Source organism: Stenotrophomonas rhizophila, from assembly GCF_000661955.1.
Taxonomy (GTDB): Bacteria; Pseudomonadota; Gammaproteobacteria; order Xanthomonadales; family Xanthomonadaceae; genus Stenotrophomonas; species Stenotrophomonas rhizophila.
On sequence record NZ_CP007597.1, the window covers coordinates 1671525 to 1698371 of the forward strand.

The 26847-nt window shown below is 66.7% G+C and carries 27 protein-coding genes; 14 read left to right on the forward strand and 13 right to left on the reverse strand.

Annotated elements, in window-relative coordinates; genetic code table 11:
• The first annotated feature begins 103 nt into the window (after positions 1 to 103).
• On the forward strand, positions 104 to 1081 hold the full coding sequence (locus tag DX03_RS07080; protein WP_038687505.1) for an RluA family pseudouridine synthase: 978 nt from the start codon (positions 104 to 106) through the stop codon (positions 1079 to 1081).
• A gap of 287 nt (positions 1082 to 1368) precedes the next feature.
• Here the strand turns inward: DX03_RS07080 and zupT are convergent, their stop codons facing one another.
• The 3 genes from zupT to DX03_RS07095 all read right to left on the reverse strand — a co-directional run bounded on the left by zupT (position 1369) and on the right by DX03_RS07095 (position 3041).
• Positions 1369 to 2178 carry a zinc transporter ZupT gene (gene zupT, locus DX03_RS07085; RefSeq protein WP_038687506.1) on the reverse strand — a complete coding sequence of 270 codons (810 nt, stop codon included), beginning with the start codon at positions 2176 to 2178 and terminating at the stop codon, positions 1369 to 1371.
• Between the two features lie 100 nt (positions 2179 to 2278).
• The gene (locus DX03_RS07090; protein WP_038687508.1) at positions 2279 to 2695 is read right to left on the reverse strand and encodes an energy transducer TonB; all 417 of its coding nucleotides are present in this window, start codon (positions 2693 to 2695) and stop codon (positions 2279 to 2281) included.
• 4 nt (positions 2696 to 2699) lie between these two features.
• Positions 2700 to 3041, reverse strand: coding sequence for a 4a-hydroxytetrahydrobiopterin dehydratase (locus tag DX03_RS07095; RefSeq protein WP_038687511.1), 342 nt, complete (start codon positions 3039 to 3041; stop codon positions 2700 to 2702).
• A gap of 102 nt (positions 3042 to 3143) precedes the next feature.
• Here DX03_RS07095 and DX03_RS07100 point away from each other — a divergent pair, with 102 nt between their 5' ends.
• The 3 genes from DX03_RS07100 to DX03_RS20645 all read left to right on the forward strand — a co-directional run bounded on the left by DX03_RS07100 (position 3144) and on the right by DX03_RS20645 (position 7113).
• Positions 3144 to 3743, forward strand: a complete 600-nt coding sequence (locus DX03_RS07100) for an NfuA family Fe-S biogenesis protein (RefSeq protein WP_038687513.1) — start codon at positions 3144 to 3146, stop codon at positions 3741 to 3743.
• 9 nt (positions 3744 to 3752) lie between these two features.
• Positions 3753 to 5504, forward strand: a complete 1752-nt coding sequence (locus DX03_RS07105) for a hypothetical protein (protein ID WP_038687515.1) — start codon at positions 3753 to 3755, stop codon at positions 5502 to 5504.
• A 264-nt stretch (positions 5505 to 5768) separates the two neighbouring features.
• A protein-coding gene (locus tag DX03_RS20645; RefSeq protein WP_102100618.1) for an IS3 family transposase occupies positions 5769 to 7113 on the forward strand; the annotation gives its coding sequence in 2 pieces (ribosomal slippage) (positions 5769 to 6217 and positions 6216 to 7113; 1347 coding nt in all).
• A gap of 58 nt (positions 7114 to 7171) precedes the next feature.
• On the opposite strand, the gene DX03_RS07120 is transcribed toward DX03_RS20645, so the two are convergent.
• The gene (locus DX03_RS07120; protein WP_038687516.1) at positions 7172 to 7618 is read right to left on the reverse strand and encodes a barstar family protein; all 447 of its coding nucleotides are present in this window, start codon (positions 7616 to 7618) and stop codon (positions 7172 to 7174) included.
• Complete coding sequence (locus tag DX03_RS07125; RefSeq protein WP_038687518.1) at positions 7615 to 8076, reverse strand: guanyl-specific ribonuclease; 462 nt, start codon at positions 8074 to 8076, stop codon at positions 7615 to 7617. Before DX03_RS07125 ends, DX03_RS07120 begins: the two co-directional genes overlap by 4 nt.
• A 247-nt stretch (positions 8077 to 8323) precedes the next feature.
• Between DX03_RS07125 and DX03_RS07130 the strand changes: the two genes are divergently transcribed.
• The gene (locus DX03_RS07130) at positions 8324 to 8935 is read left to right on the forward strand and encodes a superoxide dismutase (protein ID WP_038692027.1); all 612 of its coding nucleotides are present in this window, start codon (positions 8324 to 8326) and stop codon (positions 8933 to 8935) included.
• A 79-nt stretch (positions 8936 to 9014) separates the two neighbouring features.
• On the opposite strand, the gene DX03_RS07135 is transcribed toward DX03_RS07130, so the two are convergent.
• Entirely contained in the window at positions 9015 to 9866 is an 852-nt protein-coding gene (locus DX03_RS07135; RefSeq protein WP_425598305.1) for an endonuclease/exonuclease/phosphatase family protein, read from the reverse strand.
• A 173-nt stretch (positions 9867 to 10039) separates the two neighbouring features.
• Here DX03_RS07135 and DX03_RS07140 point away from each other — a divergent pair, with 173 nt between their 5' ends.
• Both DX03_RS07140 and DX03_RS07145 read left to right on the forward strand, forming a co-directional pair.
• A complete protein-coding gene (locus tag DX03_RS07140) occupies positions 10040 to 11602 on the forward strand; it encodes a POT-type proton-dependent oligopeptide transporter (RefSeq protein WP_038687523.1) in 1563 nt (520 codons plus the stop codon).
• Between the two features lie 8 nt (positions 11603 to 11610).
• Positions 11611 to 12234, forward strand: coding sequence for a rhomboid family intramembrane serine protease (locus DX03_RS07145; RefSeq protein ID WP_038687525.1), 624 nt, complete (start codon positions 11611 to 11613; stop codon positions 12232 to 12234).
• A 201-nt stretch (positions 12235 to 12435) separates the two neighbouring features.
• On the opposite strand, the gene DX03_RS21125 is transcribed toward DX03_RS07145, so the two are convergent.
• Positions 12436 to 12612: a hypothetical protein gene (locus tag DX03_RS21125; protein ID WP_181394068.1), complete on the reverse strand. Its 177-nt coding sequence runs from the start codon at positions 12610 to 12612 to the stop codon at positions 12436 to 12438.
• 213 nt (positions 12613 to 12825) lie between these two features.
• Here DX03_RS21125 and DX03_RS07150 point away from each other — a divergent pair, with 213 nt between their 5' ends.
• The 5 genes from DX03_RS07150 to DX03_RS07170 all read left to right on the forward strand — a co-directional run bounded on the left by DX03_RS07150 (position 12826) and on the right by DX03_RS07170 (position 16452).
• Positions 12826 to 13140 carry a GNAT family N-acetyltransferase gene (locus tag DX03_RS07150; protein ID WP_038687526.1) on the forward strand — a complete coding sequence of 105 codons (315 nt, stop codon included), beginning with the start codon at positions 12826 to 12828 and terminating at the stop codon, positions 13138 to 13140.
• Positions 13141 to 13176: 36 nt separating this feature from the next.
• Positions 13177 to 14067: a DUF3298 and DUF4163 domain-containing protein gene (locus DX03_RS07155; protein WP_038687528.1), complete on the forward strand. Its 891-nt coding sequence runs from the start codon at positions 13177 to 13179 to the stop codon at positions 14065 to 14067.
• 14 nt (positions 14068 to 14081) lie between these two features.
• Positions 14082 to 15200, forward strand: a complete 1119-nt coding sequence (gene cfa / locus DX03_RS07160; protein ID WP_038687529.1) for a cyclopropane fatty acyl phospholipid synthase — start codon at positions 14082 to 14084, stop codon at positions 15198 to 15200.
• A 295-nt stretch (positions 15201 to 15495) separates the two neighbouring features.
• Positions 15496 to 15963: a hypothetical protein gene (locus tag DX03_RS07165; protein ID WP_038687531.1), complete on the forward strand. Its 468-nt coding sequence runs from the start codon at positions 15496 to 15498 to the stop codon at positions 15961 to 15963.
• Between the two features lie 93 nt (positions 15964 to 16056).
• The gene (locus DX03_RS07170) at positions 16057 to 16452 is read left to right on the forward strand and encodes a hypothetical protein (RefSeq protein WP_038687532.1); all 396 of its coding nucleotides are present in this window, start codon (positions 16057 to 16059) and stop codon (positions 16450 to 16452) included.
• Positions 16453 to 16575: 123 nt separating this feature from the next.
• Here the strand turns inward: DX03_RS07170 and DX03_RS07175 are convergent, their stop codons facing one another.
• Complete coding sequence (locus tag DX03_RS07175) at positions 16576 to 18747, reverse strand: M3 family metallopeptidase (protein WP_038687534.1); 2172 nt, start codon at positions 18745 to 18747, stop codon at positions 16576 to 16578.
• 280 nt (positions 18748 to 19027) lie between these two features.
• On the opposite strand from DX03_RS07175, the gene DX03_RS07180 reads away from it, so the two are divergent.
• Positions 19028 to 19510, forward strand: coding sequence for a glutathione peroxidase (locus tag DX03_RS07180; protein WP_038687537.1), 483 nt, complete (start codon positions 19028 to 19030; stop codon positions 19508 to 19510).
• 147 nt (positions 19511 to 19657) lie between these two features.
• On the opposite strand, the gene DX03_RS07185 is transcribed toward DX03_RS07180, so the two are convergent.
• The 5 genes from DX03_RS07185 to DX03_RS07205 form a co-directional block, all read right to left on the reverse strand.
• Entirely contained in the window at positions 19658 to 20203 is a 546-nt protein-coding gene (locus tag DX03_RS07185; RefSeq protein WP_051598774.1) for a TlpA disulfide reductase family protein, read from the reverse strand.
• 438 nt (positions 20204 to 20641) lie between these two features.
• Complete coding sequence (locus DX03_RS07190; protein ID WP_038687539.1) at positions 20642 to 21421, reverse strand: ferredoxin--NADP reductase; 780 nt, start codon at positions 21419 to 21421, stop codon at positions 20642 to 20644.
• A gap of 94 nt (positions 21422 to 21515) precedes the next feature.
• Positions 21516 to 23387: an ABC transporter ATP-binding protein gene (locus DX03_RS07195; RefSeq protein WP_038687541.1), complete on the reverse strand. Its 1872-nt coding sequence runs from the start codon at positions 23385 to 23387 to the stop codon at positions 21516 to 21518.
• A gap of 289 nt (positions 23388 to 23676) precedes the next feature.
• On the reverse strand, positions 23677 to 24120 hold the full coding sequence (locus tag DX03_RS07200) for a carboxymuconolactone decarboxylase family protein (RefSeq protein ID WP_038692031.1): 444 nt from the start codon (positions 24118 to 24120) through the stop codon (positions 23677 to 23679).
• A 35-nt stretch (positions 24121 to 24155) separates the two neighbouring features.
• The gene (locus tag DX03_RS07205; protein WP_038687543.1) at positions 24156 to 25052 is read right to left on the reverse strand and encodes an RNA polymerase sigma-70 factor; all 897 of its coding nucleotides are present in this window, start codon (positions 25050 to 25052) and stop codon (positions 24156 to 24158) included.
• Between the two features lie 171 nt (positions 25053 to 25223).
• Between DX03_RS07205 and DX03_RS07210 the strand changes: the two genes are divergently transcribed.
• Positions 25224 to 26741: a fumarate hydratase gene (locus tag DX03_RS07210; RefSeq protein ID WP_038687545.1), complete on the forward strand. Its 1518-nt coding sequence runs from the start codon at positions 25224 to 25226 to the stop codon at positions 26739 to 26741.
• Positions 26742 to 26847: the final 106 nt, after the last annotated feature.

Below are 26847 nucleotides of genomic sequence, written 5' to 3' on the forward strand. Positions count from 1 at the left end.
GCACTGTGCCGGAATCGCGGGAAGTCGGGCTTCTGGCCCAGAGCAACTTCCAACGAAATCAATCCCTTATCTCGCATGCCGAGTGTAACAGAATAAAAGGCCAATGACCGTTACCGAGCCCACCCCCAAAGCCGCTGAAGCCATGACCAGCGTACGTATCATCACCGTCCCGGCCGACCGCGCCGGGCAGCGCCTGGACAACTTCCTGCTCGGCCAGCTCAAGGGTGCGCCACGCAGCCTGATCTACAAGCTGGTGCGCAGTGGCCAGGTCCGGGTCAACGGCGGCCGTGCCAAGGCCGAGCGCAAGCTGGAGCCGGGCGACGAGGTCCGGGTACCGCCGGTTCGTCTCACCGAGGAAGGCGACAAGGCCGGTCCGCCGGCCGCGTTCATGAAACGGCTGGAAGATGCCATCGTGTTCGAAGACGATCGGCTGCTGGCGCTGAACAAGCCGTCCGGCGTGGCCAGCCACGGCGGCAGCGGGATCAGCTTCGGTGCGATCGAGACGCTGCGTGCGCTGCGCCCCGGCAAGACCCTGGAACTGGTACACCGGTTGGACCGCGACACGTCGGGCCTGCTGATCGTGGCCAAGAAGCGTTCGGCGCTGAGCGAGCTGCAGGCGCTGCTGCGCGAAGACCACGGTTCGGGCATCCGCAAGCACTACCTGACCCTGCTGGTCGGGCGCATGCCCGATGGCACCATGACGGTGGATGCGCCGTTGCATGTGGGGCTGCGCCAGGGCGGGGAGCGCCACGTGCAGGTCAACCCGATCGGCAAGGAGTCGATCAGCCACTTCAAGGTGCTGGAGCGCAAGGGCGGGCATTCGTACTGCGAGGTCCGCATCGAAACCGGCCGCACCCACCAGATCCGCGTGCATGCCCAGCATCTGGGCCATCCGGTGGCCGGTGACGACAAGTACGGCGATCCGGACGTCAACAAGCGGCTTCGTGACCAAATCGGGCTCAAGCGCCTGTTCCTGCACGCCGCCTCGCTGGAGTTCGCCCTGGACGCCGGCAAGACCCCGTACCTGCTCAACGCGCCGCTGGCCGACGAGCTGACCGAGGTGCTGAACCGGTTGAAGTAAAGCCGGATCTGCCCGGCTACCCCCGCCCGCCCGCATCGGTAGTGCCGGCCGCTGGCCGGCTCCGCTCGATCGACACGTATCGGTAGTGCCGGCCGCTGGCCGGCTCTGCACCGTGTCGATCGACACGTGTCGGTAGTGCCGGCCGCTGGCCGGCTCTGCACCGTGTCGATCGGCATGTGTCGGTAGTGCCGGCCGCTGGCCGGCTCTGCACCGTGTCGATCGGCATGTGGAGGAGCCGGCCAGCGGCCGGCACTACCGGGCCGCGTTATCGGGTTATGGCCCCGGCCTCACCACTTGAACAACACCAGGCTGATCGCCAGGCTGCCCATGCCGGCCACCAGGCCGTACACGGTTTCGTGGCCCTTGGCGTAGCGCTTGGCCGCCGGCAACAGTTCGTCCAGGGCCAGGAACACCATCACCCCCGAGATCAGGCCGAACACCCAGCCGAACGTGGCGTGGTTGAGCATGCCCGACAGCGCGAAGTAGCCGATGGCCGCGCCGACCGGCTCGGCCAGGCCCGACAGCAGGCTGGCGCCGAAGGCATACCACTTGTTCTGGGTGGCGAAATACACCGGCACCGCGATGGCAATGCCTTCGGGAATGTTGTGGATGGCGATGGCGAACGCCAGCGGCATGCCCACCGACGGGCTTTCCAGCGTGGCAAAGAACGTGGCCAGGCCCTCGGGAAAGTTGTGCGCGGTGATGGCGATCGCGGTCAGCAGGCCCACCCGCTTGATGTAGGCCTTGTTGTTGTCGCGGAAGACCGGGTCCTGCTTGTCCAGGCTTTCGTGCGGGTTCGGGATCAGGTGGTCGATCACCACGATCAGCAGCACGCCGGCCAGGAACGCGGCCGTGCCGTAGGCGAAGCCCAGCCGGGCATCGTAGGCCTGGGTGAACGAATCGATCGCCTTGTTCAGGATCTCGGTAAGCGACACGAACACCATCGCACCGCCGGCAAAGGCCAGCCCGAAGGCCAGCAGCCGGGGGTTGGGGCGTCGCGAGAACAGCACCATCAGGCTGCCCAGGCCCGTGGCCAGGCCGGCGGCCAGGGTCACGCCAAGCGCGACCCAGACATTTTCAGCGGAAATTTCGAGCATGCGCTACAGCGTCCTTGGAGAAGTGCAACGCGCCCCGGTGGGGTTCACCGGGGCGCGGTAAGGGGAGGCTGGCGCTGGCTGACCTCGGATCAGGGCGGACTCAACCGCCGCGGCGAAGCCGCTCTTCCACCGCGAAGCACTCGTCCGGCTTGGGCTGCGGCGGGTTGAAGCTCACCGGTACCTGGATGGTGGTGGACACCGTCTGGCCGGCGCGGGTGGCCGCCTTGAACTCCCAGCCTTCCACCGCCGTCTTGGCCTGGGCGTCGAGCTGGGCGTTGCCGCTGCCGCTCACCAGCGCCACTTCGCCGGGCTTGCCGTTGGCGGCGATCACCACCTTGAAGGTGCTGGTGCCGCCGATGCCCTGGCAGGCCAGTTCGATCGGGTACTGCGGCGGCGGGGTCTTCACGGCGGCCACTTCGGTCGGCGCGGCCACCGGGGTGGCGGGCTCGGCCGGCTTGTTGCAGCCGGCGAGGGCGGCAAGGGCGATGCTGGACAACACGAGGGACTGCAGTTTCATGGGGTCACTCCGTCAGGGCCGAAGCCTTCGCTGCGCAGATGAAGTCGTTTTCGCTCAGGCCACCCACGTCGTGGGTGGAAAAGCGCACCACGGCCCGGTCGTAATGCACGCCCAGGTCGGGGTGGTGGTCTTCGCGGTGGGCTACCCAGGCCAGGGCGTTCACGAACGCCATGGTTCCGTGGTAGTTGTCGAAGCGGAAGGTGCGGGTGAGCGCCAGGCCGTGTTCGGCCAGCTCCCAGCCGGGCACCTGGGACAGCAGTTCGGCCACCCGGGCCTCGCCCAGCTTGTGGTCGCTGCCCTTGCGCGGCACGCAGTGCGCCCGCGCCAGCGGAATCAGGTCGGCCATGAAATCCTCCACTCCCAGTGTTCTAGCAAGATGACTGAACGATGCGCCGGCCAATGTATAAACCGAATGAGCGCATAACATGTAAGCCGCTAGAATAGCCCGATGATCCAGATATCCGACACCGCCCAAACCTATTTCCGCAAGCTGATCGAGCGTGAGGCCGTGCCCGGCATGGGCGTTCGCCTGAGCGCCGTCGATGCGGGCACCCCCCGCGCCGATGCCCGGCTGGAGTTTGCCGAGCCTGCCCAACTGCTCGGCGACGAATGGGCGGTGGACTGCGATGGCTTCACCCTGTTCGTGGATGCGCCCAGCGTGGGCTGGCTGGACGGGGCGGAGATCGACATCGTCAGCAACGCCACCGGCAGCCAGCAGCTGACCATCAAGGCGCCGAAGATCAAGGGCGAAGCCCCGGGCGAGGCCAATTCGCTGGTCGAACGCGTGCGCTGGGTGGTGGAGAACGAAGTGAATCCGCAGCTGGCCTCCCACGGCGGCAAGGTGGCGGTGCAGGAAGTGTCCGCCGATGGCGTGGTGCTGCTGCGCTTCGGTGGCGGCTGCCAGGGCTGCGGCATGGCCGATGTGACCCTCAAGCAGGGCATCGAAAAAACCCTGATGGGCCGGGTGCCCGGAATCACCGCGGTACGCGACGCGACCGACCACGACAGTGGCGACGCGCCGTATATCCCGCGCGGCACGGCCGCCTGATCGCGCTGCGTGCCACTGCGCCGGGCCGACGACATCCTCGATTGGCTGCTGGCACGCCAGCCGGACAACCGCATCCTTGAGAAAACCACGGGCCTTCCCTACGGGTGGGGCCTGTGGCTGCGCGCGTTGAGCCCGTTGCCGCGCCCGTTTCGTTCCAGCGAGGTCATTGCCGCACTGATCGGGCGCCCGTTGCCGGTGTCCACCGGGCGGCTGCCGCAGCTGGGGTTCGTGCAATCGCTGCGGCGCCTGCTGTGGCAAGGCTGGGAACCGGCCCCGCGCGACCAGCGCTGGATGCGCTGGAGCTCGGCCACGATCAGCCTGCTGCTGCACGTGCTGTTTGCCGCGCTGCTGCTGTGGGTGGCGCTGATTCGGCCGCCGGTGGTGCCGGAGCAGGGTGGCGAAAGTGGCCGCGTGCAGGTGTCGCTGGTGGGGCGTGGCACGCCGCAGCAGGACGATGGTGGCCAGGCCCCCGCGCCGACACCGGTCGAGGCGACGCCGGACACCGCGCAGCCACAGCCTCCGACGCCGCAGGCCGAACCCACGGCGGCGGCCACGGCGTCCGCGCCGCAGCCGCGTGCCAACCCGCCGCCGGCCAGCGAGCCGCAGCCGGCGCCGCCCAGCCCCGCCACGCCCACCCCGGAACAGCCGCTGCAGGCCACCGACGTGGCGCAGGCCACCACCGATTTCGTGGTGCCACCGCCCAGCGCGGTGCGCACCGAGGTGCGCGTGGTACCGCGCGATCCGCAGGACATCGCGGTGCGTGAGCGCACGGTTGCCACCGTGGAGGCCCCGTCGCCGCGTGCCAACGTGGCGATGCCGCGCCCCACGGAGCCGCAGCTGCGCACGCCCGAGCTGACGGTGCGCGAGCGCGAGGTCAGCGTGGTCGAGGCGCCGGCCCCGCCTGTGGTGGTGCCCGGCCCGCGCGTGGATGTGCCGCTGCCGCAGCGTGAGGTACAGGTGCGCGAGCGCCAGGTGCAGCCGTTGCTGACGCCCCCGGTGGCAGTGGCGCGCGTGCCGCAGCGCGACCTGAGCGTCCCGGCACCATCGCCGGCGCAGGTCGCCGTGCGCGAACGGGCGGTACCCAATGCCACCCCGCGCCCGGCGCCGCCGACCCCCACCACCGCCCCGGCCAGCGCATCCACGGCGACCGCGCCGCGTTCCACTCCTGCGCCCAGCACCAACAGCGCCACGAGCACCGCCCCGGCCACGCCGAGTCCGTCGCCGGCCAAGCCGGCTGCGGATCCAGGCAACTGGGCCGCGTCGCGTCGCGGTGACGACTGGGCGGCCGCCAACCACCCGCAGGACCGTGACCTCAATGGCCGCGCGGTGAGCGCGACCGGCGCCAGTGGTGGCAGCCTGTTCAATGCCGACGGCAGCGTGCGCGTGGCTGGCCAGGACGGAAAGGGCGCGGCCGAGCGCGGCGCGCCCGGTGGCGACAAGGACGGCTGGACCAAGGAGCGCATCGCCCAGTCCGGCACGTGGCTCAAGCGGCCGCCGTACGACTACACCCCGACCTCGTTCGAGAAATACTGGGCGCCCAACGAATCGTTGCTGGCCGAGTGGGTGCGCAAGGGCATCAAGTCGGTGGAGATCCCGATCCCGGGCACCAGCTCGTCGATCTCGTGCGTGGTGTCCATCCTCCAGTTCGGCGGCGGCTGTGGCCTGAGCGATCCGAACATGCAGGACCAGCCGGCCGTGGCGCGCCCGCCGCCGGATATTCCGTTCAAGAAAGAGCTGCAGGACGACAACGGCAGCCGCTGAGGCGCAGCCTCAGCGGCGGGTAGAGCCACCCCATGGGTGGCTGCCCCTCTCATCGGCGGGTAGAGCCACCCCATGGGTGGCTGCCGCCCGGGTCAGGCGTCACGGCGCATCACAGCCACGCATGGCGTGGCTCTACCGGATGGGGCGGCCGCGTCTGGCAGCCACGCATGGCGTGGCTCTACCGGATGGGGCGATGGTGGGTCACAGCCACGCATGTGAACTGACCCCCGGAAGTTGGACACCCATTCAATAGCCGGGGTGTTCATGACGAAGTACGACAGGTGTTTCAAACTCAAGGTCGCCCGGGAGGGTGCCGCAGGCACCCTCCCGGTGAGGGCTGTAGCCGCGCGGCATGGGCTGGATCCATCAATGGTCCATCGGTGGATCGCTGCTTACCGCCACCATGGACAGGACAGCTTCCTGATCGATGCTGGGCGCTACACCGACCAGTTCAAGGTGTCGGTTCTGGCGCGGATGAGCCGTGATGGCCTTTCGGTACGTCAGGCCATGGCAATCTTCGGGATTGCTGGACCCGGCGTCATCCCCCGTTGGCAGCGGCAGTATGATTCGGGTGGTATCGGCGCACTGACGCCCACTCGTGATCGATTCCGAATGAGAAAAAAGCCCGCGACCTCCCAGCCTGCCAAGGATCTCACGCACGATCAGCTGCTCAAGGAGGTGGAGTATCTGCGCGCGGAAAATGCCTTCCTAAAAAACTCGATGCCTTGATCCAGGAAGAGCAGGCGGCCAAGCGCGCATTACAGCGCAAGCCGTCCAAGGATTGAGGCAGCATCACCGACTGTCGCTTTTGCTCAAAGCGGCAGCGCTATCTCGCAGCACGTTCTATTACCAGACTCAGGCCATCTCCCGGCCTGACCATCAGGCCGGGTTGAAGCGCCGCATCAAGGCAATCTACCGTCGCCATGAAGGCCTATATGGCTACCGACGCATTGCCGATGAACTGCGCCAGGCCGGCGAGCTGATCAATCGCAAGGTCGTCCAACGTCTGATGGGGTTGATGGGCCTCAAATCGGTGGTGCGGGTGAAAAAGTACACCTCATACCGCGGCGCGGTGGGCGCGGTTGCCCCGAACACCCTTCAACGCGAATTTCATGCTTCACGTCCTAATCAAAAGTGGGTTACCGACGTCACGGAGTTCAGGGTGGGCGGGAAAAAGCTCTATCTGTCGCCGATCATGGACTTGTACAACGGCGAAATCGTGGCCTACCAGACAAACACACGCCCATTGCTGGATATGGTCACAGCCATGCTCGGCAAGGCCTTCTTGCGACTGAAGTCCGGTGAAAAGCCACTTCTTCACTCAGATCAGGGTTGGCAGTACCAGCACCGGACATACCAGCACCTGCTGAAAAAACAGGCCGTCACGCAGAGCATGTCGCGCAAGGGCAATTGCCTGGACAATGCCGCCATGGAGAGCTTCTTTGGCACCCTGAAATCGGAATTCTTCCATCTCAAGCGCTTCACCAGCATTGACCAGCTCAAACGCGGACTGGACCACTACATCCGGTACTACAATCACCAGCGCATCAAGCTCAAACTGAATGGCCAGAGCCCGGTTCAATTCCGGATCCAAGCCTTCGGTACCTAGATCCCACTGTCCAACTTTGTGGGGTCAGTTCAATGGCGTGGCTCTACCCGGGTGCGGGTTACGGCGCGGGGTCCGCGTCCAGTTCCACGTCTGCATCCTGCAGCGCCACGAAGGCCCAGAACGGCACGTTGCTTTCGCTCCAGAAGCGGCTGGCTTCGTCGAGCACCTCCAGCAGCGTGTCGAAGTCGGCGCCAGCCTGCGCGCGCAGTGCATCGGCATCATTGAAGAGCAGCGCATAGCCGTTGGCCGGCAGCCAGGCCAGATCGCGCAGGTTGTCGGTCAGTGCATCCCAGTTGCCGCCGAAGCCGGTCGGGAAATCCAGGCGCGCGGCCAGCCGCATCAGCAGCGTGCGCTTGTCCTGGCAGCCGTCCAGGTCGATCTGGACCACGCGCAGGCCGGCATCGCGCATCGCCGCCGACAGCGGGCCCACGTCGCCGTTGCCGATGGCGTACACGCCGGCGTTGTTGATGTCGTGCAGGCCCAATTCGAATGCGTCGTGGTTCATTGCCAGCTCCCGGCCGGTGGTACATCAAAACTGCGGAATGTTTCGTAGTGGTCGTCGGTGTAGAACCAGCCGGTGGGCGGGGTGCCGCCGGTGACGATGCGACGCGCACCGCGATTGCCGGCACCGGGGGTGTCGACGGTGTACTCGTGGTAGTAGCCGCGTGGACGCGGCGGCAGGCGCTGCTCGCGGTTGCCGAACACGCTGCCGTCCTGGCGGTGCGGGAACGGGCCGCCGCGCTGGATCAGCGCGATGGTGGCGCGCGCCTCGGCCGGCAGGAACGGGGGCAGCGGGTCGTGTGCGGGCGTGCGCGCCGCTGCTGCAGCCGCCGGTGCGGCCTCGATCGGTTGCGACAACGAAGGGGCGAACTGCGGCGGCGGCGGACGCTGCATCAGCTTGACCGCGGCCAGGCCGCCGATCAGCAGCACAATGGCGAGCAGCAACAGAAGGGGCTTGCGCATGGGGCAGGGCGGGCCAGGGAAGACAGCCGCTACTGTACCGCCAAGCGCGTATCCGGCGATGAGGCGCAGCCGAACAGCGCCGCCGCGCCGCGCGTTGCCGTCACCGGTGCGTAACACCGTGTGTAGAAGCGGCATGCACAGGACCAAGTTTCCTTTACATGGGCCTTGGTAAGCTTGTCGGCCATCCCCATCATCGTCAGCGCAACGCCCGGTCTTCGCCGGGTGAGTGAGCTACCAGGAGAACCACATGGCCTATACCCTCCCCAAGCTGTCCTACGCCTACGACGCACTTGAGCCGAATATCGACGCGGCCACGATGGAAATCCATCACACCAAGCACCACCAGACCTACATCAACAACGTCAACGCCGCGCTGGAAGGCACCGAGTTCGCCGACCTGCCGATCGAAGAACTGGTGAAGAAGACCAAGTCGCTGCCGGAGAACCTGCAGGGTCCGGTGCGCAACAACGGTGGCGGCCACGCCAACCACAGCCTGTTCTGGACCGTGATGTCGCCCAACGGCGGCGGCGCACCGGTGGGCGACGTGGGCAAGGCCATCGAGTCGCAGCTGGGTGGCTTCGAGAAGTTCAAGGAAGCCTTCACCAAGGCCGCACTGACCCGCTTCGGCAGCGGCTGGGCATGGCTGAGCGTCACCCCCGACAAGAAGGTGGTGGTGGAAAGCAGCGCCAACCAGGACAGCCCGCTGATGGACGGCAACACGCCGATCCTGGCGCTGGACGTCTGGGAACACGCCTACTACCTGAAGTACCAGAACCGTCGCCCGGAATACATCGGCGCGTTCTTCAACGTGGTCGACTGGAACGAAGTCGAGCGTCGTTACCAGGCCGCGATCGCCTGAGCGATACCGTCGCTAGCATGATAAAACGGCCAGGCAGCAATGCCTGGCCGTTTTCGTTTGGGGCGCCACGCCAGGTGGATCAGGGCGCGCTGGCGGGTACCGGCGACTGCAGCCGCAACGTAGCCATCACCCCCAGCCGCAGCGCGCCCTTGTCGGGCACCGTGCCGTCGGCGGCGGGCAGCTTCAGGGCCTGTTGCCCGATGCCCTCGAAATGCTTGACCTGGAACAGCACGTCCAGCCCATGGCCGCGCGCGCTGCCGGCCACCGAGGGTGGATCGACCCGCTCGCCGGGGTTGCGCCGCGCGGGCTGGAAGCCGGGGGCGCTGCGCACCAGTTCGGCGGTGTCGGCCGAGAAGTCGCCCGCGATCAGCGAGGGCAGCCCTTCGGCCGTGGCGCCGATCCAGGTCATCAGGTCGCTGCTCTGGTGGCGGCGTACCTCCGGTTCGTCCGGGTCCGGGCGCAGCCGTGCCACATAGATGTTGATCAGCTCTTCCTGCAGCTTCACCCGCAACATCCCGGCCGCGCTGAACTGCCCCGGCGGGTGCAGCAGGGTGACGCCGTCTTCGCTGACCGGCAGCCGGGTCAGCATGGCGCTGCCATGGCGAAGCGCCTGGCTGGGCGGGTCGGCGGTGACGAAATCGCAGCTGTAGCGCAGCCGGGTGGCCAGCCAGCAGGCCGGGTTGCGGCCCTGCGCCTGCATGACGCGCTGGACCGCGATGACGTCCGGCTGCAGTGTCTCGAGCATCTGCAGCACCTGGTCGCGGCGTTGCTCCCATTGCCCTTCGTCCAAGGTGGGCAGCTCCAGCGTGGCCACCTTGAGCAGGCGCGGACCGGGGTCGGCCTGGCGCGCCTGCACCTGCGCCGCCGAGGCGGCCCAGAGCATGAGCAGCAACCAGCCCGGCCAACGTCCCGTGACAGCAGTGGAGATCATGCGCATAACGATAAGTTTACGCTTTGTCCGTCGACGCTTCGTGACTTCCGCCGCGATTTGACGCGTTTGCCTGCCATGTCCGTGGCGCGCTGTCATGTAGGAGCGCAGCGTGCGTGGGCGTAGGGGTTCCGGTAAGCTCGCGCCCTTTCGTATTCGCAGGACAGCCCCATAGGATGAGCACGATCGCAGCCGCCAGCGCAGGCAAGGGAAGAATGCCGCGCCAGATTCCGTACATCATTGGCAACGAGGCCTGCGAACGGTTCAGTTTCTACGGGATGCGCAACATCCTGGTGCAGTTCCTGATCACTTCGCTGCTGCTGCAGGAAGTGCTCGACCCGGCGAGAGAGGCCGAGGCCAAGGACATCATGCACAGCTTCATGATCGGCGTGTACTTCTTCCCGCTGCTCGGTGGCTGGCTGGCCGACAAGTTCTTCGGCAAGTACCACACCATCCTGTGGTTCAGCCTGATCTACTGTGCCGGTCACGCCTGCCTGGCCTTCTTTGAGGACAGTCGCCAGGGCTTCTTCGTCGGTCTGGGCCTGATCGCGCTGGGTGCCGGCGGCATCAAGCCGCTGGTGGCGTCGTTCATGGGCGACCAGTTCGACCAGAGCAACAAGCATCTGGCCAAGGTGGTGTTCGAAGCGTTCTACTGGATCATCAACTTCGGCTCGCTGTTCGCCTCGCTGCTGATCCCGTTGGCGCTGAAGAACCTCGGTCCGTCCTGGGCGTTCGGCATCCCGGGCATCCTGATGTTCGTGGCCACCCTCGTGTTCTGGATGGGCCGCAAGCGGTATGTGCTGGTGCCCCTGCCGCCGAAGGATCCGCATTCGTTCGGCAACGTGGTGCGTACCGCGCTGACCGCGCAGGTGCCGGGCAAGGGCCGTCCGGGTCGTACCCTGGCCATTCTCGGTGCGGTGCTGGCCGTGGCTTCGATGGGTCTGGTGGGCAGCCTGGGCATCGTGATCTGCCTGTGCATCGCGCTGGTCCTGCTGCTGGCCGGTATCGGTGGCGGTACCTGGCTCCAGCTGGACCGCGCCCGCGCGGTGCACCCGGCCGAGGCCGTGGAGGGCGTGCGCTCGGTGCTGCGCGTGCTGGTGATCTTCGCGCTGACCACGCCGTTCTTCTCGCTGTTCGACCAGAAGGCCTCGACCTGGGTCCTGCAGGGCAAGGACATGGTCATGCCGAGCTGGTTCACAGCCTCGCAGATGCAGGCGTTGAACCCTGCGCTGGTGATGCTGCTCATCCCGTTCAACAATCTGGTGCTGTACCCGACCCTGCGCCGGTTCGGCTTCGAGCCGACCGCGCTGCGCCGGATGACCGCTGGTATCGCCTTCAGTGGCCTTGCCTGGGTAGCGATCGGTGGTATCCAGGTGATGATGGACGGTGGCAACGCCATGTCCATCTTCTGGCAGATTCTGCCCTACGCCCTGCTGACCTTCGGCGAAGTGCTGGTCTCGGCCACCGGCCTGGAGTTTGCCTACAGCCAGGCCCCGCAGGCGATGAAGGGCGTGGTGATGAGCTTCTGGAACCTCACCACCACCATCGGCAACCTGTGGGTGCTGCTGTCCAACGCCGCGGTGCGCAATGACACGGTCACCCACCAGATCGCGAGTACCGGACTGAGCCAGGCGGCGTTCCTGATGTTCTTCTTCGCCGGCTTCGCGTTCGTGGCGGCGTTGGCCTTCGGTTGGTATGCCAGGCGCTATCGTATGGTCGACAACTACCGCACGGCCTGAGCCCTGACATGACCCCCGTCAATCTGCTGTTGATCGCCATCACCGTCATCGTGTCGTGGATGGCTTTCAAGAACCGAAAACTCGGCGACCGCCTGATCCTGTGGCCGCCGGCGGTGGACCGCCATCGCCAGTACGACCGCCTGGTGACCTACGGGTTCATCCATGCGGACCTGGCGCACCTGGCGTTCAACATGATCACGCTGTTCTTCTTCGGCGGCCAGATCGAGTCGTTGATGGTCACCCTGACCGGCAGCTACCTGACCTACCCGGCGTTCTACCTGGGGGCGCTGGTGGTGTCGATCCTGCCCAGCTACCTGAAGAACCAGAAGAACCCGAACTACCTCAGCCTGGGCGCGTCGGGCGCGGTGTCGGCGGTGCTGTTCGCCTTCATCCTGCTCAGCCCGTGGAGCGTGATCTACGTGTTCTTCATCCCGGCCCCGGCGATCATCTACGCGGTGTTCTACGTGGGCTACAGCATCTGGATGGACAAGCGCGGCGGCGACCGCATCAACCACAGCGCGCACCTGGCCGGTGCCGCGTTCGGCGTGATTTTCCTGCTGGCCATGCGCCCGGCGATCTTCGAGCATTTCCTGCGCGAGCTGAGCAACCCCAGCTTCCGCCCGCTGGGCTGAGCCTGCGCCGGGGGTACCGACCAGCGGTCGGTACCTGCCGGGACCGGGGTCACCGGCAGCCCACGGCAGGTCACGGCCGTTGATCGAGACGCGTGTACCGGGGCAGCATGCCGCCACCGGGTCATGTCACGACCATTGGTCGTGACGCATTCGGGGTACGTTTCGCGGTAGGTCACGACCGTTGGTCGTGACCCAGGCCGCTTACGCGGCCTTCTTGCCTTCCGCACCATAGGCGCTGAGCAGGCGGGCATAGACCTCGTTGTCGATCTGGTCGAATTCCCAGCTCTGGGTCTGGCCATTCACGGCCAGCTGGAACAGACCTTCCAGCAGCGAGCTGTCGGCATCGCCAGGGGCGGGGGAGGTAGGTGCGTTGTCCATGTGGACCTCCTTGTGGAGCACGATCGGGTAGGCAGGTGTCGCAAAACTCGTGCCAGCTTTCACGCCCTGTCCGTTACCGATATCGGCTTGAATGGCCGGACCTTTAGGGCGGTATGTGACGCGTTACGTCGTTGCTTGCCCCTGTTCAGACTTCACGCGATCATGGCGCTACGCTGCGCACTATCGCGTCAGTTGCCGCAGGAGACACCGCCCATGGCTTCGGTCACCCCGCCCGGATTGGCATACGAGGTGGAGCACGATCTGGCCAACCACCGGTTCCAGGCCCGGGTTCAAGGGCATCTGGCACTGCTGGATTACCAGATCAAGTCGCTGAAACGACAGAAGCGCATGGTCATCACCCACACCGAGGTGCCCGAACCTATCGAGGGGCGTGGCATCGCAGGGGAGTTGACCAAGGTGGCGCTCCGCTATGCGCGCGAACACAAATACAAGGTGGTGCCGGCGTGTGCCTACGCCGAAGCCTTCATGCAACGCCATGAGGAATACGACGACCTGCTGGCCGGCTGACGGCAGCAGGGGGTGTCTCAGGGACGACCGATCATCATGCTGGGTTTCAACAAGGGGATTGCAATGAACATCGTAGTAAACCGTCGCGCGCTGCGCGCCAGCGCGTTGGCCCTGGCCGTGGGCCTGGTGCTGGTGGCCGGCTGCAAGCGCGACGCCGCCGATACCGCCGCACCACCGGCCGATGGCAGCGCGGCGGCGCAGCCGGCCAACATCGAGACGCCGGCCGACGCAGCGGCCCCGGTGGAACTGCGCGACGTGATCGAAAACACGCCGCAGGCCGTGGTGGGTATCAGCTACCCGACCGACATCGCGCGGTACCCGGGCCTGGCCAAGGCACTGTCCGACTATGCCGGCGCGGCGCGCGGCGAGCTGCAGCAGGCCGTGGATGGCCTCGGCAATGACAAACCGACGATGCCCTACGAGCTGTCGCTGAGCTTCGAGAAAGTGCTGGAAACCCCGCAGCTTGTGGTGGTCAGCGCCGATGGCAGCCGCTACACCGGCGGTGCCCATGGCGAGCCGCTGGTGGCGCGCTTTGTGTGGTTGCCCGAGCAGCAGCAGATGCTCACCGCCGACAAGCTGGTGGCCGACGCCAAGGGCTGGAAGGCGGTCAGTGATTACATCGGCGACCAGCTGCGCGAGCGCGTGGCCACCCGCCTGAGCAGCGAAGACATCGACCCGGGCCAGCTGCAGGAATCGCTGCGCAGCGCCAGCCGGATGATCGCCGACGGCACCGAGCCGAGCGCGGAGAACTTCAGTCAGTTCCAGCCGCTCACCGGTACCGATGGCAAGATCAGCGCGGTACGCTTTGTGTTCCCGCCGTACCAGGTGGGGCCGTACTCGGATGGCACGCAGACCGTGGATGTTCCGGCCAGCGTGCTGGCGCCGCACGTCGGCACCGCCTACGCGGGGTTGTTTGCCCGAGGCTGACCGACGGAGGCAATGTGGACGCGGGACTGCAACGACGAGTGACGCTGTTGCTGCACGAGGCGGGGGTTACCGTTGGCGGTGACCAGCCGCACGACATCCACTTGCATGACCCGCAGTTCTATACGCGGGTCATGGCCCAGGGCTCGCTCGGCCTGGGCGAGAGTTACATGGACGGCCAGTGGGACGCCGCCTCGCTGGACGGCTTCCTGTATCACCTGATGCAGGCCCACCTGGACGAGCGCGTGCACAGCTGGCGCGAAGTGGCCGATGGACTCAAGGCGCGCCTGTTCAACCTGCAGGCGGGCAGTGGCAGCTTCGAAGTCGGCAAGCGCCACTATGACCTCGGCAATGACCTGTACGAGGCCATGCTCGGCGAGCGCCTGGTCTACAGCTGCGGCTACTGGCGCGACGCGCAGGACCTGGACGGGGCGCAGGAAGCCAAGCTCGACCTGATCTGCCGCAAACTCGGATTGCGCCCGGGCCAGCACGTTCTGGATATCGGCTGCGGTTGGGGCGAAGCGTTGAAGTTCGCCGCCGAACGCTACGGCGTGTCCGGCGTGGGCATCACCATTTCGCAGGAGCAGGCCGAGTACGCGCACCAGCTGTGCGCCGGGCTGCCGATCGAGATCCGCCTGCAGGACTACCACGACGTCGAGGAGACCTTCGACGCGATCTTCTCGGTGGGCATGTTCGAGCACGTGGGCGACAAGAACTACCGCGGGTATGTCGAGATGGCGCGGCGCTGCCTGCATCCGCACGGGTTGTTCCTGCTGCACACCATCGGCGGCAACCTGTCGCGCCACCGCACCGATCCGTGGATTGCGCGCTACATCTTCCCCAATTCGATGCTGCCCTCGGCCGCCCAGGTCACCGCCGCGTTCGAAGGGCTGTTCGTGCTGGAGGACTGGCACAACTTCGGCACCGACTACGACCGCACGCTGCAGGCCTGGCGGTTGAACGTGGAGACCGCGTGGCCGCAGCTGGACCCGCTGCGCTATGACGAACGCTTCAAGCGCATGTGGCGTTTCTACCTGGCCGCCTCGATGGCCAGCTTCCGCTGCCGGCATGCGCAGCTGTGGCAGCTGGTGCTGTCGCCGCATGGGGTGCCGGGTGGGTATGTGGCGCCGCGCTGACGTAGACGGCTCCTGCACTGACGGGATCGCCATGGATGTCGCGTATGGCCCAACGATGCGTCAATGTCGGACTGTATTCGTTCAGTTGCGATAGGCCAAAAGAATCACGATATGACGCGGTCGGGGCGTTCAACGTCTTGCCGACACCCTACGCGGTGGGACCGGGAAATACGTGATTCGATTCGCAGATTCTCGTCGCCACCGCATGGCCCACTGGGCGCCGTCGTTGCGCGTCATGCCCGTTCGGTGGTGGTTCGCGATGGCATCCATCCCCCAATGTGAAGTTGATCAACAGATGACGAGCAACAAGAAAACCCATTTCGCCAGCGCCATCGCGGTGCTGCTCGCCTGCACCCTGGCCAGCCAGGCGTCGGCCGCGCGCAAGGCCTACGACGTGGAAGAAGTGGCCTGCACCGACCCGTCCGACATGGTGTGCCTGTCCTGGAACCTGCAGACCGCCCCGGGCGGCTCGCGCACGGCGGGCATGAATGTGACGCTGATGAAAGGTGAGACCATTTCCGGTGTAATCAAGCCGAAGGCGAACCGTTACACCACCACCATGCTGCGTACCAACCCGGACCTGGAGATGTACATCGGCATGGGCTTCGAGCCGACCGAGCAGGCGTACACCTGCAAGGTGACCGAAACCGAGAACTGCCGGATGAGCGGCTCCAACCTGCCGGCGTTCCACTTCAAGGTGAAGGCGAAGGTTGACCAGGCAGGGTCGCCGCTCGGTTACGCCTATACCACCGCCTCGAACTGAGCGCGGTTGCGGCCGCCGGCATAGCGCTGGCGGCCGCGTTGCTCCCGCCCGGGCATCGCCGGGCGGGTGTGTTTCCCGTTAGCATTGCGCCACATGGATGACGCCGTTTCTCCCACCGTGGTCCACGCGTTGCTGAGCGCCCGCAGCGAGGTGGAGGCCGCGTTCGCCGGCACGCGCGATGCGGACACTGCACTTGCAACGGCCGCGGCCACGCTGGAGGCGGCGTTGTCCGCCCACGGTGAGGATGCGCTGCTGCTGACCGCGCTCGGCGCCGTCGCCTGTGACCGCGCGCAGTACGCGCACGCGCGTGAGGTGTTGCAGCGGGCATTGGCGTTGGGCAGCGACGATCGGCATGCGGCCTTCAACCTCGGCGTGGCGTTGCTCAATACCGGGCGCATGGCGCAGGCGAGGGCGGCGTTCGAACAGGCGCGCACGATGGCCGCCGCACCGTTTACCTGGGAAGCCTGGTTCGACCCGCAGGCGCATTGAGGGCCGTACCAACCCACGGTTGGTACCTACCGCCACGTCCGTATCGCCATGGGCAGAAAAACCAAAAAAGAACGCCCGGCATGACCGGGCGTTCTTCTTGGTGCACGTCGATGGAGCGGACGCTTACTTCTTGCTGTCACCCGAGGTCAGGCCACGCTTTTCGAGCAGCGGCTCGATCTGCGGGGCGTGCCCGGCGAAGTCCTGGAACAGCTGCATCGCGTCCACGCTGCCGCCCTTGGACAGCAGTGCCTTGCGGAAGTGGTCGCCATTCTTGCGGCTCAGGCCGCCGTTCTCGCGGAACCACTTCTGGGTGTTGGCGTCGAGCACTTCGGACCAGATGTAGGCGTAGTAGCCGGCCGAGTAGCCGCCCATGATGTGGCTGAAGTACGGGGTCTTGTAGCGCGGCGGAACCGGCGCGTAGTAGATGCCGTCCTTCTCCAGCGCGGCGCGCTCGAAGGCCATCACGTCCTTGGCGGCCGGCACTTGGTCCGGGCCGATCTGGTGCCAGCGCTGGTCAAGCATGGCCGCGCCCAGGTATTCGGTGGTGGCAAAGCCCTGGTTGAACTTGGCCGCGGCAATCACCTTGTCCAGCAGCGCCTGCGGCATGGCCGAGCCGTTCTGGTAGTGCTTGGCGTAGTTCTTCAGGATGGCCGGGTTGTCCGACCACATTTCGTTGACCTGCGAGGGGAACTCGACGAAGTCGCGCGGCACGGCGGTACCGGAGAAGTAGGGGTACTTCACGTTGGAGAACATGCCGTGCAGGGCGTGGCCGAACTCGTGGAAGGTGGTGGTCACTTCATCCCAGGTCAGCAGGGTCTGCTGGCCGGCCGGCGGCTTGGGGATGTTGAGGTGGTTGGCCACCACCGGCTTGAAGCCGGTCAGCGCGGACTGGGACACGTACGAGTTCATCCAGGCGCCACCGCGCTTGGAGGCGCGTGCGTACGGGTCGAAGATGAAGATCGCCAGCTGGCTGCCGTCGGCATCGAACACGTCATAGACGGTGACGTCGTCGTGGTAGACCGGCAGGTCGGTACGCTGCTTGAAGGTCAGGCCGTATTCCTGGTTGGCGGCGAAGAACACGCCGTTTTCCAGCACGTTCTTCAGCTCGAAGTACGGCTTGAGCTGGGATTCGTCGAAGTTGTACTTGGCCTGGCGGACCTTTTCGCTGTAGAACGCCCAATCCCAGGCTTCCAGCTTGAAGGTGGGCTTGCCGGCGGCCTTCTGTTCCTGGTCGATCATGGCCTGCAGGTCGGCCGCTTCGCGCTTGGCGTTGGCCACGGCGGCCGGGGCGAGCTGGCCGAGCATGGCGTTGACCGCTTCGGGGGTCTTGGCGGTCTGGTTGGTGAGGTTGTAGGCGGCGAAGTTGGCAAAGCCCATCAGCTTGGCCTTGTCGGCGCGCAGCTGCATGATGCGCGAGACCAGGGCGGTGTTGTCGTACTGGCCGCCGCGGCTGCCGCGGGTGATGGACGCTTCGTAGATCTTCTGGCGCAGGTCGCGGTTGCGCAGGTTGGTCAGCGGCGGCTGGCCGGTGGTGTTGAGCAGGGCGATGACGTACTTGCCGTCCAGCTTGCGGGCCTTGGCGGCTTCGGCGGCGGCGGCGATCTGTTCGGGCGACAGGCCATCGAGCTGCTTGACGTCGTCGACGACGACCGCCGAGGCGTTCACTTCGTTCTGCACGTTCTGGCTGAAGGTGGTGCCGAGGTTGGCCAGTTCGGCGTTCATGGCCTTGAGCTTGGTCTTGTCGGCATCGTTGAGCTTGGCGCCGGCGCGGACGTAGCTTTCGTAATACTTTTCGACCAGGCGCACGCCTTCGGCGTCGAGGCCGAGCTGGGCGCGGGTGTCGTACAGGGTCTGGATGCGGGCGAACAGCTTGCCGTTGAGGGCGATGGCGTCGCTGTGGGCGGCAAACTTGGCCGAGTAGTCGGCCTGGAGCTTCTTGCGGGTGTCGTTGGTGTCGGCGCCGACCAGGCTGAAGAAGACGGTCGTGGCGCGATCCAGGGTGTCACCGCTCTTTTCCAGGGCGATGAGGGTGTTGTCGAAGGTAGGCTTGGCCTTGTTGTTGGCGATGGCCTCCACTTCCTTGAGCTGCTGGGCCATGCCGGCGTCGAAGGCGGGGGCGAAGTCGCTGTCCTTGATCTTGTCGAACTGCGGGTAATGCAGCGGCAGCGGGCTGTCGGCGAAGAACGGGTTGGCCTGCTGGGCGTTCGCGGCGGCGGGGGCAGCGGCGACGGCGGAATAGGCAGGCAGGGCCAGGCCGAGGGTCACGGCGACGGCAAGGGCAAGACGGGTGGTCAAGGGGAATTCTCCGGTCAGACAAGTGCCCGAGGGTAACCCGGGGGGGCGGGGTGGGGCTTGTGTCGAAAGGCATGTTGAAAGCGCGGGGCGCAAGGCGCGGCGGTGGGTCTGCCCCGCGCTGGACACTTGGCCGGCGCATCGCTGAGTGGCAAATCAGACGGTAGTGCCGGCCGCTGGCCGGCTCCCCATGAACCCCACCGCGTCAGCGCCACCCCACAGCCCGTCGCCCCGTTCATCCCCACCACGGCGCTAAGATGCTTTTTTGCGCAGGAGCTCGGTCATGACCACCGCCTTTGATTTCTCGTTCGTGGACCTCACCGGGCAGCCGCAGGCGCTGGAGCAGTACCGGGGCAAGGTGCTGCTGTTGGTGAACGTGGCCAGCAAGTGCGGGTTCACCCCGCAGTACGAAGGCTTGGAGGCGCTCTGGCGGGAGTACGCGGCGCGCGGGCTGGTGGTGATCGGGTTCCCGTGCGACCAGTTCGGGCACCAGGAGCCGGGCAACGCCGAGGAGATCCGCAGTTTCTGTTCGCTGACCTACGCGGTGGATTTCCCGTTGTCGGACAAGGTCGAGGTCAACGGCGAGGGTGCGCACCCGCTGTGGCAGTGGCTGAAGGCGGAGAAATCCGGGGTGTTGGGGACGCGCGGGATCAAGTGGAACTTCAGCAAGTTTCTGGTCGGTCGTGACGGGCAGGTGCTGCAGCGCTATGCGCCGACCGACAAGCCCGAGTCGCTGCGCGACGATATCGAAGCGGCGCTGGCGTAACACCGGAGCGAGGCGGCACCGGCGTAGCGCCGGGCTCTGCCCGGCTCCGTGATCCCGGTAGCGCCGGCCGCTGGCCGGCTCCTCGCATTACCGGTTCGCCCCACGTTCCAGCCACGCATGGCGTGGCTCTACACCGCGGCGGTGGAATCAGCCGCCTGCTTTCCGGTTGCGCACGTCTTCGGGCAGCAGGGCGAGGATGTCGTCGACGATTTTCGGCAGGCTCTGCTCGGAGTAGCCGCGATGCACGCGGGCGATGCTGCCGTCGTGGCCGATGATGAACATGTGCGGGATGGCCTGGATGCCGTACTGGTCGCTGACCACGCCCTTCGCGTCATGGATGTAGTCCAGCGGCGGGGCGTTGCGGCTGCGGGCGATGGCGGCGAAATCGGCGCGGGGTTCCTTCAGGTTCACCGCGTACACCTGCAGCGCGTCATGTCCGATGACCTTCTGCAGCTGGCCCAGGATCGGCAGTTCTTTGCGGCATGGGCCGCACCACGACGCCCAGAACGTGACGATGACGACCTTGCCGCGCTGGCTGGCCAGGTCGACCACGTTGCCCTGGCGGTCTTTGCCGAGGATCTGCGGCGGGGTATCGCCGGCGTTCGGTGAGGGCGTTGCGGGTGCCGCGGCGCTGGCGGCCAGGCTCATGCCGAGCAGCAGGCAGGCGAGGGCGGGGCGGATCTTCCTGATCATCGGCACGGCTCCAGGTCCGGCCCGACCGTTGCCGGGCTGACGCGGAATATAGCCCAACGTGCGTGCGATCGTTGGCGCGGTAGCCGACCAACGGTCGGCTCTACCCGGCAGGGCCGCGGTCGGCGAATCAGCCCCGTAGCGCCGGGCTCTGCCCGGCTGGCGCGCAGGTTGGCGAATCAGCCCCGTAGCGCCGGGCTCTGCCCGGCTGGCGCGCAGGTTGGCGAATCAGCCCCGTAGAGCCGGGCTCTGCCCGGCTGGCGAGCAGGTCGGTCGATCAGCCGGGCAGAGCCCGGCGCTACGAGGTGGCGCAGGTTGGTCGATCAGCCCCGTAGAGCCGGGCTTTGCCCGGCTGGCGTGCATGTCGGTCGATCAGCCGGGCAGAGCCCGGCTCTACGGGGTGGCGCAGGTTGGTGAGCCGGGCGGAGGCCGGCGCCGCGACTACTTCTCGACGAACGCGCGCTCGAAGACGTAGTGGCCCGGGGTGCCGATGCGCGGGGAGGTCTGGAAGCCACGGCTGTCCAGGACGGTGCGCAGGTCGGCCAGCATCTGCGGGCTGCCGCAGATCATGGCGCGGTCGTTTGCCGGGTCCAGCGGCGGCAGGCCGAGGGTCTTCTGCATCTCGCCGCTTTCCATCAGCGAGGTCAGGCGGCCCTGGTTGGGGAACGCCTCGCGGGTGACGGCCGGGTAATACAGCAGCTTGTCGCCGATCATCTCGCCGAGGAATTCGTGCTCGCGCAGTTCCTTCTCGAACAGGTCGCGGTAGGCCAGGTCCTTTTCGTAACGCACGCCGTGGGTGAGGATCACCTTGTCGAAGCGTTCGTAGGTTTCCGGGTCCTTGATCACCGACAGCCACGGCGCCAGGCCGGTGCCGGTGCCCAGCAGGTACAGGTGCTTGCCCGGGTGCAGGTCGCTGATCAGCAGGGTGCCGGTGGGCTTCTTGCCAACCAGTACCTTGTCGCCGGGCTGGATGTGCTGCAGGCGTGAGGTCAGCGGGCCGTCCTGCACCTTGATGCTGAAGAACTCCAGGTTCTCTTCCCAGTTGGCGCTGGCGATCGAGTAGGCACGCAGCAGCGGCCGCGTCTCGGTTTCCAGGCCGATCATCACGAACTGGCCGTTCTCGAAGCGGAAACCGCTGTCGCGGGTCGTGGTGAAGCTGAAGTAGGCGTCGGTCCAGTGACGGACCTCAAGCACCGTTTCGGCGCCGAAAGCGGAAGACATGGGGGTGGGGTCTGATCTGTTTTGTCCCGGCCAGTTTATCTCAAATGAGATAAATTCTCATTGACTGGCCGGGAAGGCCTGTGGAACGGGGCTGTCAGCGGTATCCCGCCGCCTGCAGTTCGAACAATTCTGCATAGCGGCCGCCCTGGGTCATCAGTTCGGCGTGGGTGCCGCTGGCCTCGATCCGGCCGCCGGCCAGCACCAGGATGCGGTCGGCCATGCGCACCGAGGAGAAGCGGTGCGAGATCAGCACCGCAGTGCGGTTGTCGGACAGTTCCTTGAAACGCTGGAACACCTCGAACTCGCTGCGCGCATCCAGTGCGGCGGTGGGTTCGTCGAGGATCATCACCTGGGCGTCGCGCATGTAGGCCCGCGCGATGGCGATCTTCTGCCACTGGCCGCCGGACAGGTCCACACCCTGTTTGAAGCGGCGGCCGATCAACTGGTCGTAGCCGTTGGGCAGGGCGATGATGACCTCGTCGGCCATGCCGCGGCGGGCCGCGTCGCGGATCCGTGCATCGTCGGTCATCGCTTCCACCAGGCCCACGCCGATGTTCTCGCCCGCGCTCAGGTTGTAGCGCACGAAGTCCTGGAAGATCACGCCCATGTTGGCGCGCAGGTCGTCCAGGTCGTAGTCGCGCAGGTCACGGCCGTCGAGCAGGATGCGGCCCTCGTCGGGGTCGTACAGGCGCGCGAGCAGCTTCACCAACGTGGTCTTGCCGGCCCCGTTCTCGCCCACCAGGGCCAGCACTTCGCCGGCACGCAGTTCGAAGTCCAGGTGGCGCACCGCCCACGACTCAGCGTCGGGGTAGCGGAAGCCCACGTTCTCGAACACGAAGCCCTGGGTGATCGGCTGCGGGATCGCCACCGCATCGGTGCGCGAATGGATTTCCGGCTGGATCTGGAAGAACGAGAACAGGTCGTCCAGGTACAGCGCCTGGCCGGCCACCTGCGAGAACCCGATCAGCAGGCCTTCCAGCAACTGGCGCAGGCGCAGGAAGCTGCCGGCCAGGAAGGTGAGGTCGCCGATGGAGAAGTCGCCGCGCACGGTGCGCCACGCGATGTAGGCATAGGCGGTGTAGTAGCCCAGCGTGCCCAGCGCGGCCAGCAGCGTGCCCCAGAACGCACGCTTGCGCGCCAGTGCGCGGTTGGCGTGGAAGAACTTGTCGGCCAGGTACTTGTAGCGCTCGATCAGGAACCGGTGGAGGTTGAAGATCTTCACCTCCTTGGCGGTTTCCACGCTGGCCCCGATCTGGCGCAGGTAGTCCAGCTGGCGGCGCTCGGGCGTCCACTGGAAATTAAGCGAGTAGCCGGCCGCATTGAAGTGCGATTCGCCGATGAAAGCCGGCACCAGCGCGACCGCCAGCAGCAGGATCAGCCACGGCGCGTACACCAGCAGGCCCACCGCCAGGCTGGCCACGGTGATGGTGTCCTGCACCTGGCCGAACAGTTGGCTCATCAGGTTCATCCGGCCCATGGTCTGGCGCCGCGCGCGGTCCAGCTTGTCCTGCAGGTCTGGGTCTTCGAAGTCCTCCAGGTCCAGCTCGGCGGCGTGCTCCATCAGCCGCACGCTGGTGACGTTGGTGAACAGTTCCGAGAGCAGGCTGTCGGCGTAGTTCACCGCGCGGCCCAGCAGGTCGGACACGATCGCCAGGCCGAACTCCAACGCCAGCAGGCCCAGCAGTGGATTGAGCAGGCCGCTGGACAGCGCCTCGCCGAACGGCGGGAACCCGGCCTCGTGCTGGCTCAGGTGCAGCGCCGCGTCGATGATCAATTTGCCCACGTACAACATTGCCACCGGCAGCAACGCACGGATCAGGCGCAGGCCCAGGCTGGCGCTGGCCAGGCCGGGGCTGGTCTGCCACACCTGGCGCAGGAACGGGGGCAGGTTGCGCATCGCCTGGAAGCGTTCGCGCAGGCTGGGATTCTTCTGGCCGGGCGCACCGGCAGCGGGGGAAGCAGGCATGGCCGCTATTGTGCGCGCCCGCGCCGTGGCGGAGGGATGAATGCGTTGCACGCCACGCCACCAAAGCGCGCACCCATCCCAACCGGTAGGTGCCGACCGTTGGTCGGCACGGCAATCACACGGTAGGTGCCGACCGTTGGTCGGCACACCGCAGCACGTCAATCGCACGGTAGTGCCGGCCGCTGGCCGGCTCCGCGCGGGGGTTGGATGTCCGTGGAGCCGGCCAGCGGCCGGCGCTACCGGGCGGGATGGATGTCCGTGGAGCCGGCCAGCGGCCGGCACTACCGGGTTACGGCAGCGGCGGCAGCAGCCCCGCGCCCAGGCGGTTCCAGGCGTTGATCACGGCCACGCCGACGCTCAGGTCGCTGATGCCCTTTTCATCGAAGTGCGGCGCCAGTGCCTCGAACGCCGCGTCGGAGGGCGCGCCGTCGGGCAGCCGGGTCAGTGCTTCGGCCCAGCCCAGCGCGGCGCGTTCGCGGGCGTCGAAGAAACGGCTTTCGTGCCAGGCCGGCAACGTGTCCAGCTTGCGCGGTTCGATGCCGCCCTTGCGCAGGGCCGTGCCGTGCATGTCCATGCAGTAGCCGCAGCCATTGATCTGCGACACGCGCAGGAACACCAGCTCCATCAACGTGGGGTCGATCGAACTCTCATGCACGGCCTTGCTGGTGGCCAGCAGGCCCTTGATGGCCTCGTTGGCCAGGCGGAAATAGGGAACGCGGGGAGAAGCGGACATGGTGGACTCCATGACGGCCCGGTTGGCCGTCTTCATCAGGAGGACGCGCCCGCGTCGCGCGCTGTGACAAGTGCGGTGAGTTTTTCTGGATTGAGCACGCTCAGCACCCGCGCGATGCGGTCGCCGTCGATGCTGACCAGGGTGACCGAGTGCAGCTGGTCGCCCTGGAAACGCAGGATGGCCGGCTCGCCGTTGACGTAGCCGATCCGGGCCGGGTGCGCCCCGTTGCGCCGCGCGATCGCCCAGTACAGCTGGGCGATACGTTCGGCGCCGAGCAACGGGCGAATGGCTGCGGTGACCCGGCCGCCGCCGTCGGACACCATCTCCGCATTGGCATGCAGCAACGACAGGATCGCGGCCTGGTCGCCGCGCTGGGAGGCATCCATGAAGCGGGTCAGCAGGTCGCGGTGCTGCCCGGCGCTGACGGCGAAGCGCGGTTTGCCCGCCTGCAGGCGTTGGCGGGCGCGGTGGACCAGCTGGCGGCAGTTGGCCGGGCTGTGGTCGAGCAGGGGGGCGATGTCGGGGTAGTCGTAGTCGAACACGTCCTTGAGCAGAAAGGCGGCGCGCTCGTCCGGCCCCAGCTGCTCCAGCAGGGCCAGGAAGGCCATCGACACCTCGTCGGCCCGCGCATGGCGCTGGGCCGGGTCGTGCAGCGGATCCGGGTCCAGGGCGATCTCCAGCGGCTCGGGCAGCCACGGCCCCACGTAGTCGATGCGGGCGTTGCGCCGCGCCCGCAGGCGGTCCAGGCCCAGGCGCGTGGTGGCGGTCACCAGCCAGCCTTCCGGGTCGCGGATGCTGGCGATGTCGGCCCCTTGCCAGCGCAGCCAGGCGTCCTGGACCACGTCCTCGGCGTCGCTGCGGCTGCCCAGCAGGCGGTAGGCCAGGGCAAACAGGCGGGGGCGGTGGGTCTGGAAGGTATCGGTCGGGGTCATGCCGGGAGGACGCCGCCAGGGGCGTGGTTGTGACAGGGGTAGGGCCACTGTGCCGCAGACGCCGTGCCGGCGCGATGCCCGGTGTCGCACCACGGCCAATGCCCCTTGGCGGCGCCAGGGGGGTAAAATGATGGGCTGAATCCCCGCCAGCCTCCAGCAAGCGAGCAAGTCGTGACATCGATCAAGCAGGAAGACCTCATCCAGTCCATCGCCGACGCGCTGCAGTACATTTCGTACTACCACCCGGTCGATTACATCAAGAGCCTCGCCGCCGCCTACGAGCGCGAGGAATCGCCGGCCGCGAAGGAAGCGATGGCCCAGATCCTGATCAATTCACGGATGTGCGCCGAAGGCCACCGCCCGATCTGCCAGGACACCGGCATCGTCACCGTGTTCCTGGAAATCGGCATGAACGTCCGCTGGGACGATGCCACCATGGGCGTGGAAGACATGGCCAATGAAGGCGTGCGCCGCGCCTACAACCACCCGGACAACAAGCTGCGCGCCTCGGTGCTGGCCGACCCGGCCGGCAAGCGCACCAACACCAAGGACAACACCCCCGGCGTGGTCAACGTCAAGGTGGTGCCGGGTGACCATGTCGAGGTGATCGTCGCCGCCAAGGGCGGTGGGTCGGAAGCCAAGAGCAAGTTCGCCATGCTCAACCCGTCCGACTCGATCGTGGACTGGGTGCTCAAGACCGTGCCGACCATGGGCGCTGGCTGGTGCCCGCCGGGCATGCTCGGCATCGGCATCGGCGGCACCGCCGAGAAGGCGATGCTGCTGGCCAAGGAATCGTTGATGGAGCCGATCGACATCAACGAGCTCAAGGCCCGTGGCGCCTCCAACCGCGCCGAAGAACTGCGCCTGGAACTGTTCGACAAGGTCAATGCGCTGGGTATCGGTGCGCAGGGCCTGGGCGGCCTGACCACGGTGCTGGACATCAAGGTCAAGGACTTCCCGACCCACGCGGCCAACCTGCCGGTGGCGATGATCCCCAACTGCGCGGCCACCCGCCATGCGCACTTCACCCTGGACGGCAGCGGCCCGGTGATGCTGGATCCGCCGTCGCTGGAAGACTGGCCGCAGATCACCTACGACGCCTCCAAGGGCACCCGTGTCGACCTCGACACGATCACCCCCGAAGACGTGGCCAGCTGGACGCCGGGCCAGACCCTGCTGCTCAACGGCAAGCTGCTCACCGGCCGCGATGCTGCGCACAAGCGCATCGTGGAAATGCTGGACAAGGGCGAGCCGCTGCCGGTCGATCTCAAGGGCCGTTTCATCTACTACGTGGGCCCGGTCGATCCGGTGCGCGACGAAGTGGTGGGTCCGGCCGGTCCGACCACCGCCACCCGCATGGACAAGTTCACCCGCCAGGTGCTGGAACAGACCGGCCTGCTGGGCATGGTCGGCAAGGCCGAGCGCGGCCCGGCGGCGATCGAAGCGATCCGCGACAACAAGTCGGCCTACCTGATGGCGGTCGGCGGCTCGGCCTACCTGGTGTCCAAGGCGATCAAGGCGGCCAAGGTGGTCGGTTTCGCCGACCTGGGCATGGAAGCGATCTACGAGTTCACCGTGCAGGACATGCCGGTGACCGTGGCGGTGGATTCCACCGGCGAATCGGTGCACATCACCGGCCCGCGCGAATGGCAGGCCCGCATCGGCAAGATTCCGGTGGTGGTGGCCTGACCTCTGCGGCTGCCGGCCCTGGTCGGCACGCAGACAGAAAAAACGGCGCCCGAGGGCGCCGTTTTTCGTTGCGGCAAACCCGGTAGGCGCCGACCGTTGGTCGGCG